Consider the following 25,083-nt stretch of genomic DNA (forward strand, 5'->3'; position numbering starts at 1 on the left):
GTATGCAATTTGAAAGTAATAATGAGAAGACGAGCATTCTGAACAATGACCGTTTCTGATATTGGGTCAGCCCATCATGGACGAGCAGGAAAAAGAAAAGACAACAGCTGAAGACGAGCAGGCAGACGACCCCATGGCTCTACCGGCCCGGCGTCAGTCATATCGGTGTTTGCAGACGCTCAGGGGTTAAAGATGAACCTCCACAGCGGTGCGATCCCGCTTGGGCAGTGAACGCACCACCAGGGAATAGGAGTTATCGATCATCCGTTCTATCTCACCCTGGGGAATGGAGCCGTCCAGAATCACCGTGTTCCAGTGCTTCTTATTCATGTGGTAGCCGGGCACCACTGCCTCGAAAATGTCCCTCAGCGCCAAGGCTTCGTCCGGGTCACACTTTAAATTCATCCAGTAATGGCGCTTGTCCTGGCCGAGGGCCAGGGTGGCAAACATCTTGCCCTTCACCTTGAATACCGCCACCTCTGGCCCGAACGGGGTGTCCAGCAAGCAGCATGGGCGTGCCAGCAGGTAGGATTTGGCCTGTAATTGGTCCATGGTCACCTCCGCTGTGATTAGGAAAGGTTTTGCTGATGACGGCGTATCGCCTCCACCACTTCATCGGGGTTATCGGTGCCCAGGCGGATGATCTTGCCGCAATGCAGCCTGAGCTCGACCGCATAATGGCCTGACACCTGGTACACCCAGCCACTGCGCCCCAGATGAACCGGCCAGCGGCCATCTTCACTGCGCGCAATCACCGACACCTGGTCAATTTCTGTTAGAGAGAGTTGCCGGCGCCACACCCGGGGGCCAAAGTACCAGCGAACAAAAGCGGGATGCACTTCGATGGTCAGGGAACTGAGCATGGTCCCAACCAGAAGCACCAAGGTGGAAAGCAGCAGCACAGGCAGGCTGTCACAGCCTGCCCACCAGAGGGTGATCAACAGGGCGGTGAGCCCCGACACCATCATGCCGCTGAATTGAGTCCGTCTATAGAGTGCGCCCACACACTGCTCTCCCTGAGTCTGACGCCAACCTCCATGCTAGAGAAAGGGCCGAACCTCAATCTTGATCCTGAGCAGAATCTGGGGCGCTTTATCGAATATTTATCGATTTTAGCCCTGCTAAAGTGTGCGAAGAGCAAGCGTTACCGCTCCCGACACCAAAAGAACGGACACAAGCACACAAAGCCGAAGAGACTCGTCAGTCGCTGAGCCCCACCTCCATCGCCCTGACCACCTGACGAAGCTGCTGCGGCGCCATGATGTAGGGGGGCATGATGTACACCAGGCGGCCGAAGGGTCGAATCCAGACGCCCTGCTCCACAAACACGCTCTGAATTTCAGCCACATTCACCGGCTCGTGGGTCTCCACCACCCCGATGGCACCGAGCCAGCGCACCGATTTCACCTTCTCCAGCTGCGCCAGCGGCGGCAGTAGCTCCGCCAGCTGCGTTTCAATCTGCGCTACCTGTTTCTGCCAGTGTCCTTCGCCAATCAGCGCCAGGCTGGCGTTGGCTACCGCACAGGCCAAAGGGTTGCCCATGAAGGTGGGGCCATGCATGAAGCACCCCGCCGCACCGGAGCAGACGGTGTCGGCCACATGCTTGGTGGTCAGGGTGGCCGCCAGGGTCATGTAGCCTCCGGTCAGCGCCTTGCCCAGACAGAGGATGTCCGGGCTGATCCCCGCATGCTCGCAGGCAAACAGCTTGCCGGTGCGGCCAAAGCCGGTGGCAATCTCATCGCAAATCAACAGCACCCCATGCTGGTCGCACAGCTTACGCACCTGGCGCAGGAATTCGGGGTGATAGAAGCGCATGCCGCCGGCCCCCTGGACTATGGGCTCAAGAATGACCGCCGCCAGCTGTTGCTGATTGGCCATGAACTTGCTGTGGAAGTCGCTGAAGTCATCCGGGTTCCAGGGGTCGAAGAAGCCGCCCTCGGGAAAGTCGGCAAAGATGTGCTCCGGCAGAAACCCCTTATACAGGCTGTGCATGGAGTTGTCCGGATCGGTCACCGACATGGCGGCAAAGGTGTCGCCATGGTATCCGTGGCGCAGAGTCAGGAACTTGGCCCGGCGCTCCCCCTTGGCGGCCCAGTACTGCAGGGCCATCTTCAGTGCCACTTCCACCGACACCGAACCCGAATCGGCCAGGAACACCTTCTCCAGAGGCGCAGGCGTCATCGCCACCAACTTGCGACACAGCTCCACCGCCGGCTTGTGGGTGATGCCACCGAACATCACGTGGGACATCTGCTCCAGCTGGGCGGCGGCGGCCTGGTTCAGCTTAGGGTGGTTGTAGCCGTGGATGGCCGACCACCAGGAGGACATGCCATCGATCAGCCGTCGCCCATCCTCCAGAGTCAGCTCCACTCCGTCGGCGCGGGTCACCGGGTAACAGGGCAAGGGGTCCAGGGTGGAGGTGTAAGGGTGCCAGACATGGTCTTGGTCAAACTGAATGTCGATGGTCATTTTTTAATCAATAGTCAATGGTTAAACCTGTTGTTGGTTGACAGTCTATCGGCTTGGATTAGACTAGCCAAGCATTTACCTATAACCACACACAGATTGGGGAGCCGCCGTGGAGCTGCGACATAACTGGACCCGGGAAGAGGTCGACACCCTGTTTAACCTGCCTTTTATGGAACTGATGTTCCAGGCACAACAGGTGCACCGCCAATATCACGATCCCAACAAGGTGCAGGTCAGCACCCTGCTCTCCATCAAGACCGGCGCCTGCCCTGAGGACTGCAAATACTGTCCCCAGAGTGCCCACTACCGCACCGACATCGACAAGGAGCGGCTGATGGAGGTGGAGCAGGTGCTGGAGTCTGCCCGCAAAGCCAAGGCCGCCGGCTCGCAGCGCTTCTGCATGGGCGCCGCCTGGAAGAACCCCAAAGAGCGCGACATGCCCTATTTGGTGGAGATGATCCGTGGTGTCAAAGACATGGGCATGGAAACCTGTATGACCCTGGGAATGCTGGACGCCCATCAGGCCAAAGAGCTGGCCGACGCCGGTCTGGATTACTACAACCACAACCTGGACACCTCCAGGGAGTACTACGGCAACATCATCACCACCCGCACCTACCAGGACCGACTGGACACCCTGAGCCACGTCCGTGACGCCGGCATGAAAGTGTGTTCCGGCGGCATCATCGGCATGGGCGAAAGCGCCGACGACCGTTTTGGCCTGTTGGTGGAACTGGCCAACCTGCCTACCCACCCGGAGAGTGTGCCCATCAACATGCTGGTGAAGGTGAAGGGCACCCCCATGGAGGAAGCCGAAGACGTGGAAGCCTTCGACTTCGTTCGCCTGATCGCCATCGCCCGCATCATGATGCCCCAGTCCGCAGTGCGCCTCTCCGCCGGCCGGGAAAACATGAACGAGCAGATGCAGGCCCTGTGCTTTATGGCCGGTGCCAATTCGGTGTTCTACGGCTGCAAGCTGCTGACCACCCCCAACCCGTCCGAAGACAAGGATCTGCTGCTGTTCAACAAACTGGGCATTAACTCGGAGCAGAAGTCCCAGCGCCCGGATGTGGCCGAAGCAGACGCCCTGATGGCCAGGGTCAGCCACAACATCGCCTCCCGCCCCAGCGATGAGGATCTGTTCTACGATGCCAGCCGCTGATCCGCTCAAGGCGCGCATCAACCAGGCCCTGGCCGAACGGCACTCTCAGGGCCTGCTTCGCCACCGCCAGCCGATTCAGCGTCTGGAGGGGGCGACAATTCAGGTGGAGGGTCAGCTCTACCACCACTTCTGCGGCAACGACTACCTGGGTCTGGCCGAGTGCGACCGCATTCGCCAGGCCTGGCAGGACGGTCTGCAGCGCTTTGGTGCCGGCAGCGGCGCCTCTCCCCTGGTCACCGGCCATCACCAGGCCCATCACCAACTGGAACAGCAGCTGTGTGACTGGCTGGGGTTTGAGGCCGCCCTGCTGTTCTCCAGTGGCTTTGCCGCCAACCAGGCGGTGATCCACGCCCTGATGCAAAAGGGCGATACCCTACTGCAGGACAGACTCAATCACGCTTCCCTTCAGGAGGCGGGCCATCTCTGCCCGGCCACCATGAAGCGCTTCGCCCATAACGACAGTGGCGATCTGGCTCGCCGCCTCAAAGCCGCCCCCGGCGACCGCCCCAAACTGGTGATCACCGAAGGGGTGTTCAGCATGGACGGGGATCAGGCCCCCCTGGCCGAGATGCGCCAGCTGTGCGATGACCAGGGCGCCTGGCTGATGGTGGACGATGCCCATGGCTGCGGCGTGTTGGGGCCAGAGGGACGCGGCAGCTGCGCCGCCGCCCAGATTCAGCCGGATATCCTGGTGGTCACCTTCGGCAAGGCGTTCGGCTGTGCCGGTGCCGCGGTGCTGTGCCGCAGCGACGTGGCCCAGTACCTGACCCAGTTTGCCCGCCACCTGGTTTACTCCACCGCCCTGCCCCCGGCTCAGGCCTGTGCCCTGGCCGAAGCGGTGCGCCAGATTCAAAGCCAGCCTTGGCGACGTGAGCGCTTGCACACCCTGTCAGAGCTGCTGGCCGCCAACCTGGACGCCAGAGTGCCCCTGGTGAGTACCGCCACCCCCATCAAACCGCTGATGGTGGGCGAGAGCCAGCGCGCTCTGGAGCTGTCCGCTCAGCTGAAAGAGAAAGGTTTTTGGATCAGCGCCATCCGCCCACCCACGGTACCCGCCGGCCAAGCCAGATTGCGCCTGACCCTGAGCGCCGGGCACAGTGAACAGCAGATATTGGCACTGGCAGAGGCCCTGAATGAGGTGTGGCATGCAGCCGAAACAGAATAAGGCCCAGACTCGGCACGATAAGGTCGCCATCGGTCGCACCTTTGGCCGAGCCGCCACCAGCTACGACAGCCATGCCGAACTGCAGCGGCTTGTGGGCGAGCGCCTGCTCACCCTGGCAGGACCGGTGCCACTGGGCCGGGTGCTGGATCTCGGTTGTGGCAGCGGCCATTTCACCGAAAAACTGACCCATCAGGGACACCAACTGATCGCCCTGGATCTGGCCTCCCCGATGCTTAAGTTCACCCGCCTGCGTTGTCCCGAGGCCCTGTGCCTGCAGGGCGACGCCGATGCCTTGCCCCTGGGCGGCGACTGTGTGGATATGGTGTTTTCCAGCCTGGCCCTGCAGTGGAGTCAGGATCTGACTCATGCCCTGATCCAGCTCAAACGCTCGGTCCGCCCCGGTGGCCGCATCCTGATCAGCACCCTGGCGGAGGGCTCTCTCGGTGAGCTGGCCCAGGCCTGGCATCAGGTAGACAGTCAACCCAGGGTCAACCGTTTCCTGAGCGAAGAATCACTACGCATCGCCGTCGCCTCTGCCGGACTCAATCCGGCGCAGCTGAGCTTTGAGACGGTGACCCTGCATTACGATTCTTCCCTGGCGGTGATGCGCGCCCTCAAGGGCGTCGGCGCCACCCATCTGCATCAGGGTGATGGTCACAGGACCTTAAACCGCCACACCCTGGCGGCACTGGAGCGGGCCTACCAAACCCTGGCATCCAGCCCCAAACAACTGCCCCTGAGTTACCGTGTCTGCTACGGAGTGTTTACCCTTGACTGATACCTTCTTCGTTGCCGGCACAGATACCGACATCGGCAAAACCCTGGCGGCCAAAGCCCTGCTGCAGGCGCTCAATGCGCTGGACAAGCGTACCGCAGGCTACAAGCCGGTGGCTGCCGGCTGCCACAGCACGGCTGAGGGGCTCAGAAACGACGACGCCCTGACTCTGCAACAGGCATCCTCGCTCCGTCTCGAGTACCGGGACGTCAACCCTTATGCCCTCACCCAGCCTCTGTCGCCCCACCTGGCCGCGCCCATGGACCGGGTAGAGATAGATTCAGAGGTATTGACCCAGGGTTTAGCCCAGCTGCAGGCGCAGGCAGACGCAATAGTGGTGGAAGGGGCCGGCGGCTGGCTGGTGCCCCTGTCCGACACCGAGAACCTCAATCAGTGGGTGATGGCGCAGCAACTGCCGGTGATCCTGGTGGTGGGAATTCGCCTGGGCTGTCTGAATCATGCCCTGCTGAGCAAGCGGGTCATCGAAGCGGACGGGTTAAAACTGGTGGGCTGGATCGCCAATCACGTGGATCCCAGCGCCGCCTGCCAGCAAGAGAACCTGGACTATCTGAGTCGGCACCTTGGCGCGCCGCTGCTGGGCCGCATCCCCTATCTTGAGGACACAAGTGGCGATATCGGCCACTATCTGGACCTGTCACCTTTGACTCTGTAGCGCCGACTGCCCCGGCGCCATAGGGCTAACCCGCCGCCAGGCGACGGGACTGAGGATGCAGCTCACTCTGCAATACATCCCGCCACAGACGGAACTTCTGCCTGGGGTGGAAGAAGCCCCAGTGGCCGACGCGGCCGCCGCACTCCTTGCGGGTCAGGTGCACCAGAGTCACTGGGGCACGCCGATAATCCAGGTGCAGCCTCTCCACATTCTTGGGTGATATCAGCTCGTCATCCTCAAAACTGATGGCCGTGATGGGACAACGCACCGCGGCAAAACCCGCCCGAATGGGTTCCCCCTCCACACCCACCGCATAGTTGGGGTGCAGACACCACCGGCGCCACTGACGCATCACGCCGGCAGGCAGGTCCCCCACCATGTTGAGCCTCTTTCCGGGGAAGTACCCCACCACATTGGTGGCCAGGGGCGCCGCCAGGTACCAAAGCATCCACACCCGGCGCTTCAGCCTGGGAGGGGCTTCCCGCCAATAGCCACTGCCTGCGGCGACTGTGATGATTCTGTCCAGAAGATGAGAGTTGGGCGTCATCCCCGGCAGCTGACCGCCCAGGTTGTGTCCAAGCCAGATAAGAGGATGAGACTGATCGTGGCGATAAGCGGCGTTGATCACCGCTGCGCAGTCATAGCGGCCCCAATCGAGAATGTTGACGTGACACTGCTGCAATGGACCCTGTCTGGATGCGCCCAGGCCGTGGTAATCGAAGGTGATGACTCTGAGCCCCTGTTCGACCAGCCAATGCACCAGGGGCTTGTAGTACTCCTGAGCAACCCCCATGGCAGGGGCAAGGATCAGGGTTGCAACGGCATCGCCGTCGGGGCAGTACCAGCAGGTGGCTACCTCATAGCCGCCCCCTGTTGTCAGTGGCCGCAACTCCATCTGCATGCGCTGCTCCTTAGAATGTTTTCTTTTAAGTCTCCGGATGCCGTGGGGTCCGCCACTGGCTCCAGCGCGGGCCAATATACTCTTGGGATTAAAAAATTTATATGGCTAATCTCTGAAGAACAGCCCATCTAAATCTCAATCTTCGACTCCTGCAAGGCATCAGACACCAGCCCTGCTGACCCCTGCTAACCTTTGCTGTTGCGGCTCAGGCTGCGGTCTTCGGGGAGTGTCCCCGCCTAAGTGTTTTTGACGAGGAGTTCACCATGGCATATGTCAGTATCAACGGCGTGCAGTATGAAAAAACCCTGCTGGATATGGCCCAGTCCCATACCCAGGGAGTGGGCGAGCACCGCATCTCTAAAGATGAGGCGATGGCACTGATCAACAGCGCCCGAGATGGCCACTCAGTTACCCCTACAGAGATGAGGACACTCAACTACATCCGCGATCATTTTGACTTTACCGACGCCGCAGCCACCGTATGGGAGGATGAGATCGGTAAGCTTTAGCCCCCTGGGGCGGGTATTTATCCCGCCCTTATCACATCATGAAAAACAGATACGCAAATCTTTCTTCTGGGTAATATCAATTTTACTGATGCGAAACCACTTGCCACCTTTTGGAGTACCCAGCCACAGAGTCAGGCTAAGGATCATATGGCGTACAAGGGTCACAGAGCGATCACTCGACGCGGCGCCAACCAATCATCACTCAGATCACTGATAATCCGGATTTATATCAATGGATCCTATGATTATGATCCCTGCAGATCGGTTCGGGTGACCCAGCCTGTCTCATCCGCTTGCGTGAAAAGCAAAACCTCATTCGAGAAACATCCCAAACACAGCCTTTTGGTGACCCAGCTCACCCTCACCCCCCACAGAGGGTGACAGCAATCACGCAATTCCAGCTCGAGTCGCCACCAAGTTTCAAGATCTTAGGTCACCCCGCAAATCAGTTTTTCTTATAAACATCGAAAATAAGATCAATTTTTCTTTTAGTGGCCGCCGCCGTAACGTGAAGGTGAACCACTGCAACACCAACCAGATGTGAGCCAAGGAGCGCCATCATGTTTTTTGTGACGCCACACCCACTTAGCCTTCGGAGAGGTAAACCATGTTGACCCCAGTTTCCCCTCTTCCGAAATCCGATCCGCTGATCAGCGCCGCCGAGCGCTTTGGTCAGGGCAAGCTGGCCAATGGCCGGGGGAAAACCTTTGCCCTGGCAATCATGGCCGGCCTGTACATCGGCATCGCCTTCACCTTCTACATCACCGTGGTCACCGGTGCCGTGGACCAATCCTGGGGCCTGACCCGCCTGGCCGGTGGCCTGGTGTTCAGTCTGGGTTTGATCCTGGTGGTGCTGTGCGGTGCCGAGCTGTTCACCAGCACCGTGCTGACCGTGGTCCCCTGGGCCAATGGTCGGGTATCCACCGGCCAGATGCTTCGCCACTGGTCGCTGGTGTTTCTTGGCAATCTGACCGGCGCCCTGACCCTGGTAGGACTGCTGATGCTGGCCAACCAGGGCGATCTCTACGGCGGCCAGTGGGGTCTGTCGGTGATGAACCTGGCCCAGCACAAGCTGGAGCACAGCTTTATGCAGGCGGTTGCCCTGGGGATCCTGTGTAACCTGCTGGTGTGTCTTGGGGTCTGGATGAGCTTCAGCACCAAGGATCCCCTGGGCAAGGCCCTGCTGTTGATGCTGCCTGTGGCCATGTTCGTCAGCACCGGCTTTGAACACAGCATTGCCAACCTGTTCCTGGTGCCCCTGGGCATCGCCATCCGCCACAGCCAGGAGGCGGTCGACTGGCTGCGCCTGGGCCTGGACCCCAGCCACTTTGCCCATTTGACCCTGGCGAACTTTCTCAAGAACAACCTGCTGCCCGTCACCCTGGGCAACATCATCGGCGGCGCCGCCATGGTGGGCCTGGCCCACTGGTGGATTCACGGCCGCACCCAGACTCAATCCGATTCCGTCCCTGCTCAAGGAGAGAAGATCATGACCAACACCAAACTGACCGCCGGCACCCTGTGTCACACCCTGCCCCTGACCATCAGCCCCGACACCCCGGTCACCCAGGCGGCCCAACAGCTGCTGCGCCGAGGCTGCGGCGCGGCCCTGGTCGTCGAGAACGACAAGCCACTGGGCTTTGTGGACGACCAGGACCTGCTGCGCGCCTACTACCTGACCGAGTTTGAGGACACCGAACTGATGCCGGTGAGCAAGGTGATGCAACCCATCCGCTTCAGCTGCGATGTTGGCGAGCCCCTGACCCGACTGGCTTGCAGCCTGGCGGTGGATGAAAAGACGCTGTATCCGGTCAGCGACGCGGGCTATCTCACCAGCTTCAACCTGGACAACCTGGAGCAGCGGGCCATGAATGCCATTCCCCAGGGCAGCCAACTGGTTGTGGTCACCCGGGACGGGCGTCTGGCGGGTGTAATCGAGCGCCGAGGCGTACTGGCGGCACTCACCGATGAGCCCTGGCAGCAAGCGCCCCAGGAAACCGCCGAAGTCGCCTAAGCCTTCAGCCATGGGCCGGGAGCCCTTGCTCCTGGCCCTTGGGTCATTACCGATAGCGCCAACGGAAGCAAAGGCCCCAAATATTCACCGCCCTCACCTTGACCCCAAGCCCCTTCTCGGTTTGGCAGCCCTCAGCTGACACCACCCCTAACTTAGGGCTGGCCACCAATTTCCTCCCCCTCAGGCCGAAAATCTGAACTATCTTTTTAGCCTGACCTACGCCTATCCACGGCCGGGCAAGGATGCCTCTCAAAACCAGGATGGTCGTCCCCTACAGGAAACCAGAACCGATGCCCGACAGTTCGTTGAAAGTGATCCACGTAGTACGGCAGTTTCATCCCGGCGTCGGCGGACTGGAAAAGTTCGTCCAGGCCCTGGTGGAGGCGCAGCGGGAAGCGGGCATCGATGCGTCCGTGGTGACCCTCAACCGCCTGTTTCACCAACCCCGGGCCCAGATTCTGCCGGCCACAGACACCGTCGAAGGGATCCCCATCCGCCGCCTCAACTACGTGGGCAGCTACAAATACCCCGTAGCCCCAGGCGTACTGCGCGCCATCGCGCCTGCAGATCTGGTGCATGTTCATGGCATCGACTTCTTTTTTGATTTCCTGGCACTGAGCCGCTCTGTGCACCGCAAGCCCTTGGTGGCCAGCACCCATGGTGGCTTCTTCCACACCCAGTTTGCCGCACGACTGAAACGCGCCTATTTTCGCTCCATCACCCAACTCAGCTGCAAGGCGTACCGCCACATTCTGGCCATCAGTCAGGGAGACCATGACACCTTCTCCCAGATCTGCCAGCCGCCAAAACTGAAACTGGTGGAGAACGGCGCCGACATCGACAAATTTCGCGGCGGAGGCAGCCGCGTCCCCACCCGGGGGCTGATCTTCATCGGACGTTTCTCCGACAACAAACGCCTGGACAAGCTGCTGACCGCCTTTGCCTGCCTGGCCAAGCTGGACGAGGCTTACCATCTGGACATCGCCGGACGCGACTGGGACAACAACCTGGTGAGACTCAGGCGCCAGATAGACAGCCTGGGGCTGCAGCAGCGGGTCAAGCTGCACCTGGGGCTGTCCGATGATCAGCTCACCAGCCTGACCGGCCACAACTCCTTTGTGGTCAGTGCTTCCGAGTACGAAGGCTTTGGCCAGACCCTGCTGGAGGGCATGGCAGCCGGCCTGTTCCCCCTGGCCTCCCCCATCCCCAGCTTCCAGCGGGTGGTGGACGCCACCGGGGTGGGGCAGTGCCTGAGTTTTGATGACCCCGAGCTTTGGGCCCTGAAGACCCATGAGCAGGTCAATCAGGTTCTGCAGGAGTACGCCGCCCACCGGCGCCAGGCGGTGCGTGCCTGTGGGGCCTTCTCCTTCGAACAGTGCAGCCACACCATGATTCAGATCTACAAAGAGATGCTGGGCGGCAAGGAGCCGCCTCTGGATACACAAGCGATGGAGCGACCCAGATAACTCGCCCCAGGGGCACATCAAGAGGAAGTCGCCATGCCACAACAGGTGCTGGTCACCGGCGGAGCCGGTTACATTGGAGCCATACTGGTCCCCAAGCTGCTGGAGCGGGGAGACAACGTCACCATCATCGACAAGCTGCTGTGGGGCATTGGCCCTCTGCTCTCCATCATGGGCCACCCCAACCTGCGGGTGTTTCATGCCGATGCCAGGGATCCGGCGCAGCTGATGCCTCTGGTGGATGAAGCGGACGTCATCGTCAACCTGGCGGCCATCGTCGGCTACCCCGCCTGTCAGCACCACCCCACCACGGCGAAGGAGACCAATGTGGGGATCATTGAAGCCATCGCCGGCCGCATGCGCCCGTCGCAGAAACTGATTCAGGCCTCCACCGGTTCCACCTACGGTGCCGTGGCCGGGGTGTGCACCGAAGAGACCCCCATCAATCCCTTGACCTTGTACGGCGAAACCAAGGCGGAAGCGGAGCAGCACGCGCTGAAGGTGGGCGGGGTTCCCCTGAGGTTTGCCACCGTCTTCGGGGTCTCTCCCCGGATGCGCCTGGATCTTCTGGTCAATGACATCGTCCACCAGGTGGTGCACAACCGCACCTTCGTCATGTATGAAGGTCACGCCCGGCGCACCTTCATCCACGCGGTGGACGCCGCCGCCAGCATCCTGTTTGCCATGGACCACTATGACCAGATGGGCGGGCAACCCTTCAATGTGGGCGATGAGGCGCTGAACTACACCAAGCTGGAGGTGGCTCAACGCATCCAGGCCCAATACGACTACTACCTGCACTGCGCCGAGTTTGGCGAGGACCTGGACAAGCGCGACTACGCGGTCAGCTACCAGCGAATCAAGACCCTGGGGTTTGGCGCCAGCGTCACTCTGGATCAGGGCATTGCCGAGTTGCTCAAGGTCTGCCCTCTGATGAAACCCTTCTCCATCTACCGGAACTTTTAAACGATGATCAACCAACCTTCAGGAGAGTGCCGATGAACCCACCCATCCCCTGGTCCCGCCCGGAAGTGGGCGACGAGGACCTAAAGGCGATCATAGGGGCCTTCGATGATGACTGGCTGACCATGGGCCCGAGGGCGGGCCAGTTTGAGAAGGCGATGGCCAAGCGCCTGGCCCGCCGCCACGCCATCGCCGTCAGCAGCGGCTCTGTCGCCCTGGACATCGCCCTGCGCACCCTGGGGGTGACGCCTGGAGATGAAGTGATCGTCCCTGCCATCACCTACTTCGCCACCGCCGCAGCGGTTTCCCGGGTTGGGGCCACCCCGGTGTTTGTGGACGTCTGCCCGGACAATCTGAACCTGGATCCTCATGCCCTTGGCGCGGCGCTCTCCCCCAGGACCCGGGGGATTGTCTACATCGACTACGGTGGGCTGCCCGCCAACTTCCAGGCCCTCAACGAGTTGGCCCGGCAACACGAGCTGTTTCTGCTTCACGACGCCGCCCACTCCCTGGGTGGGCTTTATCGTGGCGAGCCCCTGGGCAGTCAGGCCAGCATCGCCACCATGAGTTTCCATATGGCCAAGGTGATGACCTGCGTCGAAGGCGGGATGATCTTTACCGACGACGACGAGCTGGCCCACACCTTGAGGCTGTACCGCAATCAGGGGGAGTCAGACAAGTACATCCACAGCAAGCTGGGTTACAACGCCCGCATGACCGACATCTCTGCGGCCATCGGCCTGAATCAGCTGACACAGCTGGACAGGTACCTGGCCGGACGCAGGCGGGTCTGTCAGTCCTACGATCACCATTTCCAGCAGCTGGGCATCGAGATCCTCAGCAATCCTGAGCCCGACACCCTGGCCGCCCCCTTCCTCTATGCCATCCAACTGGATGAACGGGATCAGGTGGCCGCCGGCCTCAAGGAGCAGGGAATCGATACCCGCATCTGTTACCCCATGCCCCTCTACCGGCAACCTGTGTATCTGGACGGGGAAGCGCCCAGCCGCCACCTGCCCTGTCCGGTATCTGAGCGGGTCAGCAAACGCATCCTCAACCTGCCGCTGTTTCCCAGCATGAGTGACGAGGAGATAGAGCGGGTGGTCCAGAACGTGGATATGCTCAACCAGGGGCCTCTTGTCAGCGGATTGTGACCCGCTATGCTGTTCCTCTAACGCAGAGGGAGAGTGACCATGGATAGGATAGACACCCTGGTGGTGGGCGCCGGGGTGATAGGATTAGCCTGCGCCCGGGCCCTGGCCTCTCGGGGCACCGAGGTGTTGCTGCTGGAGCAGGAGCCCGCCATCGGCACCGGCATCAGCAGCCGCAATAGCGAGGTAATTCATGCCGGCCTCTACTACCCCAGTCAGTGGCACAAGACCCGCCTCTGCGTACGGGGCCGCGCCCTGCTCTACCCCTTTCTGGAACAGGCTGGCGTGCCCTACCGCCGCTGCGGCAAGCTGGTGGTGGCCACCAGCGATGCCCAGCTGTCACAGCTGCAGCAACTGGCCAATCAGGCCGAGGCCAACGGCGTCGGCGGAATCAGCCTGCTCAGTGAAGCCGAGGCCCGGCTCCTGGAACCCCAGCTCAGCTGTCGCGGCGCCCTGCTGAGCCGCGAGTCCGGCATCCTGGACAGCCATCAACTGATGCTGGCCCTGCAGGGGGACGCCCAACACCAGGGCGCCCTGCTGGCACTCCATTGTCGGGTGCATGCCATCCATCCCGGACAGGCCGGGCTAACCGTTACCACCAGCCAGGGCGATATCCTGTGCCGGAAGCTGGTGTTGGCGGCCGGGCTGGCCACCCCGGCCCTGATTGGCTGCATCAAGGGTTTCAATCAGGCCCTGCCCCGCCAATATCTGGCCAAGGGCAACTACTACAAGCTCAGTGGCGACGCGCCATTCAGTCATCTCATCTACCCCCTGCCCGAACCCGGCGGCCTGGGCATTCACCTGACCCTGGATCTGGCCGGTAACGCCCGATTTGGCCCGGATGTGCAGTGGTGCGACGCTGTGAATTATGAGGTGACCCCGGGACTGGAAGAGACGTTCAAGCGGGCGGTTGGCCGTTATTGGCCACAGGTGGAAGGGCGCACCCTGACGGCGGATTACGCCGGTGTGCGACCCAAGCTGTCCGGCCCGGGAGAGCCGGGTGTCGATTTTGCCCTGCTCGGGCCTCGGGAGCTGGGGCTAAGAGGCGTCGTCGCCCTGGCAGGCATAGAGTCACCCGGGCTGACCGCCTCTTTGGCCCTGGCCGAATGGGTGGCCGATCAGTTGCAGGACTAGACCAGAGAGCAGAGCAGGCGGAACTGATAATACTGGTCGAAGCGGCCCAGGTAGGCGACCTTGGCCCGCTCCCCGTCAATCTCGAAGATGCGCTCATCCCCCACCTTAAAGTGGATGCGCCGGCCCGCCAGCCGGGTCTCGATGCGATCCTCGAGCTCACCCAGCACCGAGAAGGTGATGCCGTCGCCACAGAGGGAGGCGCCCTTGTTCAGGGGCAGCACAAAATCGGGAAGCGTATTGATGTGGGACAGGCGCTCGCGCTCGGCCAGCCACAGGAAATTGCTTTCGATGGCGTCGGAGTAGTAGCTGATCTGCCCCAGATCTGAGATCAGACTCTTGCTGATGACGTCGATGTGTTCCACCACAGGCGAGAGCTGCTGCTGATCGGCGGTCAGGGATTTTAGCCGGTCCAGTTCGTCCTGCAATGCGGTGGCACTGCTGATGACGTCGTCTGACACCTGCTGGACATCGGCGTTGATCAACGCCAGGGGATGGTCTTTCTGGGATTGGGCCAGCTGCATTACGCTGACACCCAGGATGGCGCCGATTAACGCCACCCCCAAGTTTCGGGCAATAAAGCTTGCACTGTCCATTATAACGCTCCCTGTTTCAATTACTTGTGACACTTCCGTGGTCACAGCCACCTGATTTTGACACAGGAGAGATTTTGGGCAAGCCGCCAAGAGCTCCTATGGGTGATGTATTACACAAATTTCGTCTTTGCCCCATCTCAGGAGGCGATGAGGGCGGTCAGAACGTGATCTCGCCACTGACCGTCTATCTTCAGATAGGCCTTGGCATAGCCCTCGCGAACAAACCCCAGTCCCTGCAGCAGCTGCTCACTGCGACGGTTATCCGGTTGATAGTTGGCCATCACCCGGTGCAGTCCCAGTTCACCGAAGGCGAAGGCCAGCACAGGCTCGAGCACCTCTCGCATCAGCCCCTTGCCCTGATGACGATGAGACACCGAATACCCCAGGTTGGCGGCCTGAAAGGGACCGAACACCAGGTTGGTCAGGTTGACCACCGCCAGTATCTCCTGTTCGTCGTGATCCAGAGCCACCAGCCTCAGGGAGCGGCGGTCCTCCCACTCCAGTTGAGCGACGCGAATCAGTTCCAGCTGGTGGTTGAGGTGGAAGAAGCTCTCGCTGCGGTGAGGCTCCCAGGCGCGCAGGTGATCGCGGTTGTCCTTGTAATAGTCCTGAATCAGAAACCCATCCTCCGCCGATAACATGCGGATTTTGGTGCGTGCTGTGGTGAGGGGGTGAAACACCGTCTAACTCCTAGTGAGTGCTTTGCCCAATGAGAGCGACGGCAGCCCGGCGCTACTTAAATACATCGGGGCAACCACCAAAGTCGTTGAAGGCCGGGTCCCAGCGCCGCACGTCGTTGGCCCGGCGCCAGCGGCTGTGGAAGAACTCCATCATACAGGGGCCACTGGGCAGCTCAATGATCAGGGTGTCGTACTCCTTCACCTTGTCATATTCGGGGTAATCGCTTCCCCTGCCCCAGCTCAGCCCGCCGTTCTTCGCCGCCTGAGCCAGCCAGAACGCCTCCAGCGAGGTCCAGCTGCCGAGATCATCATCCCACACCCGCCAGGGGGACCCGGATCTGTCCACCTCGCCGTGGCGGCGCTCCTCCTGAGCCGGCGAACCACTGCTCCAGACACACAGCGCCACCAACAACACGGCCAAAAATCTGTTCATCGTCTTCTCCTTTGTTTGGGCGATGAGGATCAAAATGCCATTCCGGCCTTGGGGTTGGCACCGTAGTCGTTGTTTCCCGGCTCGCCATCCAGAGCCATAAACACCAACAAGACGATCACCCCCAGCACGGGGATCAGGCTGATGAGCACCCACCAACCTGTTCGCCCGGTATCGTGCAGCCGCCTGACGGTCAGCGCCAGAGTCGGCAGGATAACGATAAAGGAGTAGAAGGTGCTGAAGGTGCCCGTCTTGGTCTGCTCATCCACCGTGCCCAACATCAGATCGACCAGGGCGATGGCGATGGCCACCAGAATGTTGAGCAATAGGAACATCCAGTACTCGGTGCGGCGCGACCGGCCACTGAATTGCAGGCAGCGTTGCCATGCCATCAGGTACCATTTCATCCAGTCCCCCTGGAGCTCTCCTCGAATATCTGAGACTTAGTTTAGCCAAAATCGATCGCCGGGCACCCAGCATATCACCCCCTGCTCCCTGAGCAGGCCTTGGCATCCCTTGAACAGCGGCAGGGCACGCCAGTCTCGCACGCCCTTGGGGGTGTCGGCATCAAACCAGAGTCCGGCGAAATAGATGAAGGCGTGGGGCATCAGCCGGCGTACATAGAAGATTTGGGCGCTGGGGCAGCGCTGAGCGGCCAGGGACGCCCACTCGTAGCAGTGGCCCTGATTGATGTGCTCTGTGGAGATTCGGTGCCTGCGGCACAGCCTGTTTGTTACCCACTCAAAGGCCATCCTGGCCTCCTCTATCAGGAGCCGGACCCGGCCGAGTCGAGCCGGGGCGGCCTCAACAACAGAATCTAGATTCAACAGCAGATTCCACTCTGATACAGAAAAGCCCAATGGTCAATCCTTGACCACTCAGAGGGTTAGGGCGAAGCCCTGTCAATCATGCCTTGTGGTGGACACAGGGGCGCTAAAGATCGCCTAAACTAAAAGGCCTCAAGGGACTGAGGCAGAGCAATATGGCCAGGCGATCACAGGGGGTGTCGCATTCAGGCCGCAAAATCACAATAGCGGACGTGCCCATGAGAAGGATAACCATTGCCGCCGACTGCATGAAACGGGCGGCGGATTGCCAGGCCCGAGGAGACCACTGCAACGCCGTGTGCTGGATGCAGCTCTCCATCGCTCTGCGCAAGGGGCGGGTGGAAAGCCTGCAGGAGCTGGAAAAACTGGGACATGCGGTGGAAGTTCTGGCCCCACAAGAGTCCCGGCCACAGGTGGAGAACGACGAGGTGATCGCGGCCCGCTTCGCCCGGAAATACCTGCAGCAGATGGCCCTGAACCTGGCCAAACAGCAGCCTTTTTAGACTCATACATAAAAAAGGGCGCAGACCTTGGTCTGCGCCCTGTTCGTTGGCGCTCTTTTTCCCTGATACGGACTAGCTGGCTTCCTGAATCGCCATCATGATCCGCTTATCGCTGATGGGGTACTTGGTGCCCAGGGTCTGGGCGAAACTGGAGATGCGATACTCCTCAATCATCCAGCGCACCTCCGCCAGCTCAGCAGACGGCGCCACCCCTTTGGGCAGTTTGTTCAGCGCTCCCTGATAGGCTTCCTGCACCTTCTGAATCTTGAGCAGATGCAGCCTGTCCCGGTTGGGGTCCACCGGCAGCTTCTCCAGTCGGCGCTCAATACCCTGCAGGTAGCGGGCCAGATCATCCAGCCGCTGCCAACCGGTGTCACGGACAAATCCCTTGTAGACCAGACCGTCCAGCTGACTCTGAATGTCCGACATGGCGAAGGCAGTCTGCAGATCCATCTTACCCTTGAGGCGCTTCTTCACCTGATGACTGAGGGTCATCACCCGCTCCACCTTGATGGCGATGGCCACGACGGTGTCACCCAGCTCACCGCGCACCTGCTCCTTGAGCTTCTCAAATGCATCCGGGTCTCTGACCGAGTCAGGGTGGCCGTCGATCAGCTGATCCAGGCCACAGTGGATACAGTCGTCAATCAGCAAATCCACCTTGCCAAACGGGTTGAAATACATCGCCAGCTTGGCCTTGTTAGGCAAGGACTTCTGCAGGTACTTCACCGGGTTGGGCACATTGATCAGCAGCAGCTTGCGCAGTCCGGCGCGGTTGGCCGTCGCTGCCCGGGACTCGTCATCGAACAGCTTGATGGCCACGCTGTCGCCGCTGTCCACCAGGGCCGGGTAGGCCTTAACCTTGTAGTTGCCCTGCTTGCGCTCATAGCTTTGGGGCAAGCTGCCGAAATCCCACTGAGTTAACCCCTCGGCCTCGATGCCCTTGTCCGCCACCTTGGCGATGGCGGTCTGCACCTGGCCCTTGAGCTGATGCTTAAGCTCATGAAGATCCCGGCCCTGGGCCAGCACCTTGCCGCGGTGGTCCTCCACCTTGAAGTTGACCACCAGGTGGGTATCCAGGGCGGACAGGTCGAAGGCGTCCGGCTCAACCCGGACACCGGTCATCCTCAGCAGGTGCCTGCACAGGGCATCGAGCAGCGGCATCTGGTGAGGCTCCATCACCTGCAGCACCGCATCGGCGTAGTTGGGCGCCGGCACGAAGTTGCGTCGCATCGCCTTGGGCAGGCTCTTGATCAGTCCCACCAGTTTCTCATGCAGCAGACCGGGCACCAGATAATCGAACCCCTGCTCCTGCACCTGGTTAAGCAGGGCCAGGGGGATGTGCACCGATACGCCGTCGTCCACTTCACCGGGCTCAAAGGCGTAGGTCACCGGCAGCACCAGCCCCTCCTGGTACCAGTGATCCGGGAAGTCCAGCTCGCCGACGTGGCCCGCATCCCGCTTCATCAGCAGCGCCTTGGAGAAATTCAGCAGCTCCTTGTCCTTGGCACCGGCCTTGCTCCACCAGCCTCTGAACAGCTGGCGAGTGTAGATCCCCTCGGGAATGCGCTCTTCGTAGAACTCCTGCAAGGTGGCATCGTCCGCCAGGATGTCCCTGCGGCGGGACTTGTGTTCCAGCTCCTCCACTTCGGTGATCAGGGCCAGATTCTCCTTAAGGAAGGCCTCATTGGCGCCCAACTGGCCGCCCACCAACGCCTGCTGAATGAAGATGTTGCGCGACTCCAGCGGGTCGATGGGGCCGTACTGCACCTTACGTTTGGGCACCACGATCACCCCGAACAGGGAGACCTGCTCGAAGGCCATCACCGAGCCAGGCTTCTGCTCCCAGTGAGGCTCGGCGTAGCTGCGCTTGACCAGATGTTCCGCCAGGGGCTCTACCCACAGGGGATCGATCTTGGCCACCATCCGGGCAAACAGGCGGCTGGTTTCCACCAGTTCGGCGGCCATCACCCACTTGGGAGACTTCTTCGCCAGGGCCGAACCGGGGAAGATATGGAACTGACTGTTACGCGCGCCCTTGAAGTGGCCTTCCGGCTCCTTGGAGCCGATGTGGGACAGCAGGCCCGCCAGCAAGGCACGGTGAATTTGCTCGTAACCGGCTTTCTCCCCGATGGTGATGCTCATATCCAGTTCAGACAGGGAGTGACGCAGTTGACTGTAGAGGTCCTGCCACTCACGTATCCTCAGGTAGTTGAGGAAATCGGTGCGGCACATGCGACGGAACTGGTTGGTGGACAGCTCATTGCGCTGCTCCTTGAGGTAGTCCCACAAGTTGAGCAGGGCGACGAAGTCCGACTCCTTGTCCGCGAAACGCCGGTGCTTCTCATCCGCCTGCTGCTGCTTGTCCATGGGCCGCTCACGGGGGTCCTGAATGGAGAGCGCACTGGCGATCACCATCACCTCATGCACACAGCCATAGGGCTTGGCCGCCAGGATCATCCTGGCCAGACGCGGGTCGATGGGCAGGCGGGCCAGCTGTCGGCCCAGCTTGGTCATCCGGGGCTGGTGTTTGTGCACCTCGATGGCGGACAGCTCCTCCAGCAGGCGCATGCCGTCGTTGATGTGGCGGTTGTCCGGCGGCTGTACGAAGGGGAAGGCGGCGATGTCGCCCAGCCCCAGGGCCAGCATCTGCAGGATCACCGAGCCCAGGTTGGTGCGCAGGATCTCCGGGTCGGTAAACTCGGGACGGCCGCTGAAGTCCTCCTCACTGTAGAGGCGAATACAGATGCCTTCGGAGACCCGGCCGCAACGACCGGCGCGCTGGTTGGCACTGGCCTGGGACACCGGCTCGATGGGCAGCCGCTGCACCTTGGTGCGGTAGCTGTAGCGGCTGATGCGTGCCGTTCCCGGATCGATGACGTACTTGATGCCGGGCACCGTCAGCGAGGTTTCCGCCACGTTGGTGGCCAGCACGATGCGCCGCCCGGTGTGGGAGGCAAAGATCTTCGCCTGCTCGGCGTGGGAGAGCCGGGCAAACAGGGGCAGAATCTCTGTGTCACGTAGATTACGGCGGCGCAGGGCATCGGCGGTGTCGCGAATCTCCCGCTCTCCGTTCATGAAGATCAGGATGTCCCCCAACCCTTCGGCGCACAGCTCATCCACCGCCAGGAAGATCCCCTCCATCTGGTCGAGATCCCGCTCTTCGTCGCGCACCAGGGGCCGGTAGCGCATCTCCACCGGATAGGTGCGGCCGGACACCTCGATCACCGGGGCATCGTTGAAGTGGCGCGAGAAACGGTCGACGTCGATGGTGGCCGAGGTGATGATCACCTTGAGATCCGGTCGCTGGGGCAGCAGCTGCTTGAGGTAGCCCAGGATGAAGTCGATATTGAGGCTGCGCTCGTGGGCTTCATCGATGATCAGGGTGTCGTACTGGTCCAGGCGGCGATCATGCTGAATCTCCGCCAGCAAGATGCCGTCGGTCATCAGCTTGACGTAGCTGTCGCCACTGGTCTGATCCGCAAAGCGCACCTTGAAGCCCACGTGGTTGCCCAGGGGACTCTTGAGCTCATCGGCGATGCGGCTGGCCACCGCCCGGGCCGCCAGGCGACGCGGCTGGGTATGGCCAATCAGGCCTCGGGTGCCCCTGCCCAGCTCCAGACAGATCTTGGGCAGCTGAGTAGTCTTACCGGACCCGGTTTCACCGGCCACAATCACCACCTGGTTGTCCCGTATCGCCTCGGCTATCTCGTCACGGCGGTCACTGACCGGCAGATCCGGATACTCGATGGCCGGCAGACCAGACTGACGGGCAATCACCCGCTGTTGACTGGTCTCAAGCAGGCCCTGCAGCTGCTCCTGGATGGCCTGGCGCTTGCCGGCATCTTTGAGCTTCTTCATGCCGCTCAAGCGGCGACGAATGGTGGCAGCGTCCTGCTGCATGCACAGGGCGAGTTGCTGGGGCGAAAAGGGGTTACTCAAGTTGGACATCCCAATGGCTGATGTGAATCGACGGATCTTAGCAGTTTCAGGGCCTGCGCCCAATGGTCTGATGAAACCGTCGGCAACCAAGGGTCTAAAAAGCCACCAGTTCTTGAGTTGCCTGGCCCCCGGAGTTAGGGTTGCCGGGTCCAGAGTTTCAAATTCATGGAGAAAAAGATGCCCCTGGGACTGACCCTGACCCTCGCCGCCCTGCCTCTGCTGATACTCTGGCCTGCCCTGCTCACCCATCACTGGCCCCTGCTCTGGTGGGCCGCCGCCAGCCTGGTGGCTTTGTGTCTCTATGGTGTGGACAAGCACAGGGCCCGTCACGGTCAGTGGCGGATTCCCGAGATGGTGCTGCATCTGGTGGCCCTGCTGGGTGGCTGGTCCGGGGCGCTTCTGGGGCAACAGCTCTGGCGTCATAAAACCCGCAAGCGGCCCTTCCAGGTCGCCTTCTGGACCATTGGCCTGGTGCAGGCCTGCTTACTGGTGGAGTGGCTTTGGCTGAGTGGCCGCAACCTGATGCCCCTATGGCGCGGTTTGTTTCCCCCCTGAGAGATCGCCACTGCCAGCACCCAAAATGCGGTCAAAACGTGATCAGACAACCCCTTTGCTTTTCACCGGTGTTGAAATAGACCACGCCTTTGCATAGGGTACGGACAGTTCATTTTAGAGTGAGAACCGGGTATGACTCCCATTGAAGAGCTGCTGCAGGATCCCGAGCAGCGCACCGCGGCCACCAAAACCTCCCGCCGTGTCATGTTTACCTTTATCGCCATCTTCCTGGTGCTGATCTACGGCTCTGGCGTGCCCTCCGGCATCCTCGGCGGGCTGCTGTTCCTGGCGCTGGGGCTGGTGATGCTGCCCCTGACCGTGGCCGTGCCCTCCTTTATCCTGCAAAAGAGGCACCCCGCCCTGAAGTGGGCCATCATAGTGCTGGACACCATGGCCAACATCGCCATCACCCGAGCTCTCTACCTGGGGCTGTTCGGATAGGGGGAAATTTGGGCGGATGATTGATCTCCGCCCTTGATTTCCGAGGCGAACTGTTCCAGCTTAAAGAGGTTAAGGATAACCTCGGAGGGCTTGATGAAAGCCTTGATACTACTCACTTCCGCTTGTTTCCTCGTGGGCTGCGCCGCCCCGGAACAGCGCCCGGTAAACATCATAAAACACTCACCTCCGCCTACGGTCATTGACGGCCACAATGCACACAACGCTCTGGACTGGAGCGGCACCTATCGAGGCACCCTGCCCTGCCCGGATTGCGACGGCATCGTCACCGAACTGACCCTGTTCGCCGATGGCCGTTACCACCTGAAACAGATCTATCTGGGACGCCGCAACAACGGCAGTGATCTGAAAGGGCAATTCCAATGGCACAACTCGGGCAACAGCATCATGATTCCCAGGGACAGAGCCGCCCCGGCCCACTACCGGGTCACGGAAAACCGGCTGCAACGTCTGGATAATCAGGCCCGGGTCATCGAAGGGCTCAATGCCAACCGTTACTGGCTGGAGAAAATTCGATAAAAAAAGCCCGGCCAATGCCGCAATGCTGATCAGATAAGGATCGGTTGACCGATCCTCTGAACATAGGACAATCCGGTTCCAGTGAATGGAACCGGATTTTTTTATGTCTATTGCAGCCGCCCTCAACGACGTCATGGACAGCCATGATGCTTCTCCTTCAGCCTTTGCCGAGCACCTACCTGTAGAGTGGATTGAAGCGGCAACAGGATTGTCGGCCCAAGCCACAATCCGGCGTCGCCGGTTGCCTTCAGACATGGTGCTCTGGTTAACCATTGGCATGGCTTTCTTTCGGGACGAACCCATCTCCGAAGTCGCTAGGAAACTCAACATCTGCGCCAACGGGCTGGCCAATGATGAACTGCTGGCGCCCAGTGCCTTATCGCAAGCCCGCCAACGCTTGGGAGATGAGCCATCAGAGTGGTTATTCAAAAAGTCTGCTGGCCATTGGGGGGCGGAGCGTTATCCCGATGATGATTGGCACGGCCTGCAGTTGTTTGCGGTGGATGGTGCTCTATTCAGAACACCGGAGACTCCAGAGCTTAGGGCGCATTTTGGTTCAGGAAATACATCATCAGAAAGGCAAACTCCGTTTCCCATGCTGCGGCTGGTGGCATTGATGAACGTGCGTTCGCACATCATCATGAACGCCGCCATCAGCCCCTATCGTCGGGGCGAAGTACCGCTGGCAGCGACGTTTACCGATGCGCTGCCCGATAATTCGGTCACTTTGCTGGATAAGGGGTTTTTCAGCGCCAACCTGCTGCTGAACATCAGCACGGAGGGCCATAACCGTCATTGGTTGCTGCCTGAGCGCAGCAGGCTCTCGTATACGGTTGTGGAAAGTTACGCTGAGGGTGATCGTCTGTTGGAAATGAAGGTCTCTGCGCAGGCCCGCAAGGCTAACCCAGAGTTGCCAGCTTACTGGCGAGCCAGGGCCGTGACTTACCAAGTCGGCGAACAGGAAAAGACAGTGCTAACTTCGCTGCCGGCCAAGCAGTACAGCGCCCACCAAGTGGCAACCCTGTATCACCAACGTTGGGAGATTGAGCTTGGATTTCGAGACATCAAAAGCTCGATGCAAGGCAATGCAATTACCTTAAGAAGTAAAAAAGTCGGCCTGATTTACCAGGAGCTATGGGGGCTACTGCTGGGTTATAACCTGATCCGGCGTGAGGCGAGCCAGGCTGCGGTCGAAAATGGACATTCCCCGCAAGAGATAAGCTTCAAGTTCGCTTATCAATTTATCGCGACTCAGCTGATCTCAATGGCAGGTGCAGTGTCGCCGGGGAATACGGGCAAGAGGCTTGCAGCACTTAGGGGTTCGGTCGCGACCCTGTTCATAGAAAAACGCCCCAGGCCATCACGGCCCAGGGCGGTAAAGATATCCAAAACCCGTTATCCGGTGAATCGCAATGCCGCTCCGCTTAAGTGAACGGCATTGCGGCCAATGCCGGGCTTCTTTTTGAATGGTGTTAGCGGACGATGGGGTCCAGGGTGAGCTCCACCCGGCGATTTTGCGCCCGACCCGCCTTGTTGATGTTGTCGGCAATGGGACGGCTCTCCCCGTAACCCACAGCCGCCACCCGCTGATAGGGGATCTGCTGATTGACCAGATAGCTGGCCACGCTGGCCGCACGGCGCTCGGACAGCTTCTGATTGTAATCCGCCTCACCCCGGCTGTCGGTGTGTCCGGCAACGGTGATCAGGGTGTTCTCAAACTCCTTCAGCACCAGGCCGACTGAGTTGAGGGTGGGATAAAACTGCGCCTTGAGCTGATCTTGGTTGGTGTCAAAGGTAACGTTGCCCGGCATGTTGAGGATGATCTGATCGCCCACCCGGGTCACGCTGACGCCTGTGCCCTCCAGTTGTTGGCGCAGCTTCATCTCCTGCTGGTCCATGTAGTAACCCACAGAGCCGCCGGCCAGACCACCGATGCCAGCGCCGATCAGGGCACCTTTGGCCCGGTCGCTCTTGCTGGACACCGCCGCGCCGATGATGGCGCCGGTGATGGCGCCAATGCCGGCACCTACGGTGGCGTTGGCGGTTTTCTCTTCCCGAGTATAGGGATCCAGGGTGGTACAACCGCTGATGGCCACCAGAGCGCTGAGGCCCAGGGCTGCGGTACGAATACGTAGAGTCATAGAACTTCCCCAAAAACTGCTTGGATTCTCTTTAATGCTCGGCAGTATATCCGCC

Annotated in this window: 26 protein-coding genes; 15 read left to right on the top strand and 11 right to left on the bottom strand. The window is 60.5% G+C overall.

Annotation, left to right across the window (positions count from 1 at the left end):
* Window positions 1-186 precede the first annotated feature (186 nt).
* From QUE41_RS13810 to bioA, 3 genes are all read right to left on the bottom strand, one after another.
* Window positions 187-552 (bottom strand): MmcQ/YjbR family DNA-binding protein, encoded by a 366-nt coding sequence (locus tag QUE41_RS13810; RefSeq protein WP_286339600.1) that lies wholly within the window; start codon window positions 550-552, stop codon window positions 187-189.
* 17 nt (window positions 553-569) lie between these two features.
* Window positions 570-1,004 (bottom strand): hypothetical protein, encoded by a 435-nt coding sequence (locus QUE41_RS13815; RefSeq protein ID WP_286339601.1) that lies wholly within the window; start codon window positions 1,002-1,004, stop codon window positions 570-572.
* Between the two features lie 196 nt (window positions 1,005-1,200).
* Window positions 1,201-2,469 (bottom strand): adenosylmethionine--8-amino-7-oxononanoate transaminase, encoded by a 1,269-nt coding sequence (gene bioA / locus QUE41_RS13820; RefSeq protein WP_286339602.1) that lies wholly within the window; start codon window positions 2,467-2,469, stop codon window positions 1,201-1,203.
* A 169-nt stretch (window positions 2,470-2,638) separates the two neighbouring features.
* On the opposite strand from bioA, the gene bioB reads away from it, so the two are divergent.
* From bioB to bioD, 4 genes are read left to right on the top strand one after another with little or no spacing between them, the layout of a single operon-like run.
* Window positions 2,639-3,631, top strand: a complete 993-nt coding sequence (gene bioB, locus QUE41_RS13825; protein ID WP_502876027.1) for a biotin synthase BioB — start codon at window positions 2,639-2,641, stop codon at window positions 3,629-3,631.
* Window positions 3,618-4,796: an 8-amino-7-oxononanoate synthase gene (bioF, locus tag QUE41_RS13830; RefSeq protein WP_286339604.1), complete on the top strand. Its 1,179-nt coding sequence runs from the start codon at window positions 3,618-3,620 to the stop codon at window positions 4,794-4,796. The genes bioB and bioF overlap by 14 nt, the downstream gene beginning before the upstream one ends.
* Window positions 4,777-5,574, top strand: a complete 798-nt coding sequence (bioC, locus tag QUE41_RS13835) for a malonyl-ACP O-methyltransferase BioC (RefSeq protein WP_286339605.1) — start codon at window positions 4,777-4,779, stop codon at window positions 5,572-5,574. Before bioF ends, bioC begins: the two co-directional genes overlap by 20 nt.
* Entirely contained in the window at window positions 5,567-6,244 is a 678-nt protein-coding gene (bioD, locus tag QUE41_RS13840) for a dethiobiotin synthase (protein ID WP_286339606.1), read from the top strand. Before bioC ends, bioD begins: the two co-directional genes overlap by 8 nt.
* 25 nt (window positions 6,245-6,269) lie before the next feature.
* On the opposite strand, the gene QUE41_RS13845 is transcribed toward bioD, so the two are convergent.
* Window positions 6,270-7,145, bottom strand: coding sequence for an alpha/beta hydrolase family protein (locus QUE41_RS13845; protein ID WP_286339607.1), 876 nt, complete (start codon window positions 7,143-7,145; stop codon window positions 6,270-6,272).
* 263 nt (window positions 7,146-7,408) lie between these two features.
* On the opposite strand from QUE41_RS13845, the gene QUE41_RS13850 reads away from it, so the two are divergent.
* The 6 genes from QUE41_RS13850 (at window position 7,409) to QUE41_RS13875 (ending at window position 14,379) form a co-directional block, all read left to right on the top strand.
* Window positions 7,409-7,654 (top strand): hypothetical protein, encoded by a 246-nt coding sequence (locus QUE41_RS13850; protein ID WP_286339608.1) that lies wholly within the window; start codon window positions 7,409-7,411, stop codon window positions 7,652-7,654.
* A gap of 607 nt (window positions 7,655-8,261) precedes the next feature.
* Entirely contained in the window at window positions 8,262-9,668 is a 1,407-nt protein-coding gene (gene focA, locus QUE41_RS13855; RefSeq protein ID WP_286339609.1) for a formate transporter FocA, read from the top strand.
* Window positions 9,669-9,958: 290 nt separating this feature from the next.
* On the top strand, window positions 9,959-11,134 hold the full coding sequence (locus QUE41_RS13860) for a glycosyltransferase family 4 protein (protein ID WP_286339610.1): 1,176 nt from the start codon (window positions 9,959-9,961) through the stop codon (window positions 11,132-11,134).
* Window positions 11,135-11,167: 33 nt separating this feature from the next.
* Entirely contained in the window at window positions 11,168-12,097 is a 930-nt protein-coding gene (locus tag QUE41_RS13865; protein ID WP_286339611.1) for an NAD-dependent epimerase/dehydratase family protein, read from the top strand.
* A 32-nt stretch (window positions 12,098-12,129) separates the two neighbouring features.
* On the top strand, window positions 12,130-13,248 hold the full coding sequence (locus tag QUE41_RS13870; RefSeq protein ID WP_286339612.1) for a DegT/DnrJ/EryC1/StrS family aminotransferase: 1,119 nt from the start codon (window positions 12,130-12,132) through the stop codon (window positions 13,246-13,248).
* 39 nt (window positions 13,249-13,287) lie between these two features.
* Window positions 13,288-14,379 (top strand): NAD(P)/FAD-dependent oxidoreductase, encoded by a 1,092-nt coding sequence (locus QUE41_RS13875; RefSeq protein WP_286339613.1) that lies wholly within the window; start codon window positions 13,288-13,290, stop codon window positions 14,377-14,379.
* On the opposite strand, the gene QUE41_RS13880 is transcribed toward QUE41_RS13875, so the two are convergent.
* The 5 genes from QUE41_RS13880 to QUE41_RS13900 form a co-directional block, all read right to left on the bottom strand.
* Window positions 14,376-14,972: a hypothetical protein gene (locus tag QUE41_RS13880; RefSeq protein WP_286339614.1), complete on the bottom strand. Its 597-nt coding sequence runs from the start codon at window positions 14,970-14,972 to the stop codon at window positions 14,376-14,378. The genes QUE41_RS13875 and QUE41_RS13880 overlap by 4 nt on opposite strands.
* Window positions 14,973-15,109: 137 nt before the next feature.
* Window positions 15,110-15,652 (bottom strand): GNAT family N-acetyltransferase, encoded by a 543-nt coding sequence (locus QUE41_RS13885; protein ID WP_286339615.1) that lies wholly within the window; start codon window positions 15,650-15,652, stop codon window positions 15,110-15,112.
* Window positions 15,653-15,704: 52 nt separating this feature from the next.
* Entirely contained in the window at window positions 15,705-16,085 is a 381-nt protein-coding gene (locus QUE41_RS13890) for a hypothetical protein (protein WP_286339616.1), read from the bottom strand.
* Window positions 16,086-16,114: 29 nt separating this feature from the next.
* Window positions 16,115-16,489, bottom strand: coding sequence for a DUF805 domain-containing protein (locus tag QUE41_RS13895; protein WP_286339617.1), 375 nt, complete (start codon window positions 16,487-16,489; stop codon window positions 16,115-16,117).
* A gap of 36 nt (window positions 16,490-16,525) precedes the next feature.
* On the bottom strand, window positions 16,526-16,834 hold the full coding sequence (locus QUE41_RS13900) for a hypothetical protein (RefSeq protein WP_286339618.1): 309 nt from the start codon (window positions 16,832-16,834) through the stop codon (window positions 16,526-16,528).
* Between the two features lie 293 nt (window positions 16,835-17,127).
* On the opposite strand from QUE41_RS13900, the gene QUE41_RS13905 reads away from it, so the two are divergent.
* On the top strand, window positions 17,128-17,412 hold the full coding sequence (locus QUE41_RS13905) for a hypothetical protein (protein WP_286339619.1): 285 nt from the start codon (window positions 17,128-17,130) through the stop codon (window positions 17,410-17,412).
* A gap of 72 nt (window positions 17,413-17,484) precedes the next feature.
* Here QUE41_RS13905 and hrpA read toward each other — a convergent pair whose 3' ends face one another.
* On the bottom strand, window positions 17,485-21,363 hold the full coding sequence (gene hrpA / locus QUE41_RS13910) for an ATP-dependent RNA helicase HrpA (protein ID WP_286339620.1): 3,879 nt from the start codon (window positions 21,361-21,363) through the stop codon (window positions 17,485-17,487).
* A 168-nt stretch (window positions 21,364-21,531) separates the two neighbouring features.
* Here hrpA and QUE41_RS13915 point away from each other — a divergent pair, with 168 nt between their 5' ends.
* The 4 genes from QUE41_RS13915 to QUE41_RS13930 all read left to right on the top strand — a co-directional run bounded on the left by QUE41_RS13915 (window position 21,532) and on the right by QUE41_RS13930 (window position 24,319).
* Complete coding sequence (locus QUE41_RS13915) at window positions 21,532-21,909, top strand: DUF1294 domain-containing protein (RefSeq protein ID WP_286339621.1); 378 nt, start codon at window positions 21,532-21,534, stop codon at window positions 21,907-21,909.
* Between the two features lie 132 nt (window positions 21,910-22,041).
* The gene (locus QUE41_RS13920) at window positions 22,042-22,350 is read left to right on the top strand and encodes a hypothetical protein (protein ID WP_286339622.1); all 309 of its coding nucleotides are present in this window, start codon (window positions 22,042-22,044) and stop codon (window positions 22,348-22,350) included.
* Window positions 22,351-22,443: 93 nt separating this feature from the next.
* Entirely contained in the window at window positions 22,444-22,887 is a 444-nt protein-coding gene (locus tag QUE41_RS13925; protein WP_286339623.1) for a copper resistance protein NlpE, read from the top strand.
* Window positions 22,888-22,990: 103 nt separating this feature from the next.
* Window positions 22,991-24,319, top strand: coding sequence for an IS4 family transposase (locus QUE41_RS13930; RefSeq protein WP_286339624.1), 1,329 nt, complete (start codon window positions 22,991-22,993; stop codon window positions 24,317-24,319).
* Window positions 24,320-24,359: 40 nt separating this feature from the next.
* Here the strand turns inward: QUE41_RS13930 and QUE41_RS13935 are convergent, their stop codons facing one another.
* Window positions 24,360-25,028, bottom strand: a complete 669-nt coding sequence (locus tag QUE41_RS13935; RefSeq protein WP_286339625.1) for a YiaD family glycine zipper/OmpA-like lipoprotein — start codon at window positions 25,026-25,028, stop codon at window positions 24,360-24,362.
* Window positions 25,029-25,083: the final 55 nt, after the last annotated feature.

Source organism: Ferrimonas sp. YFM, assembly GCF_030296015.1.
Classification (GTDB): domain Bacteria; phylum Pseudomonadota; class Gammaproteobacteria; order Enterobacterales; family Shewanellaceae; genus Ferrimonas.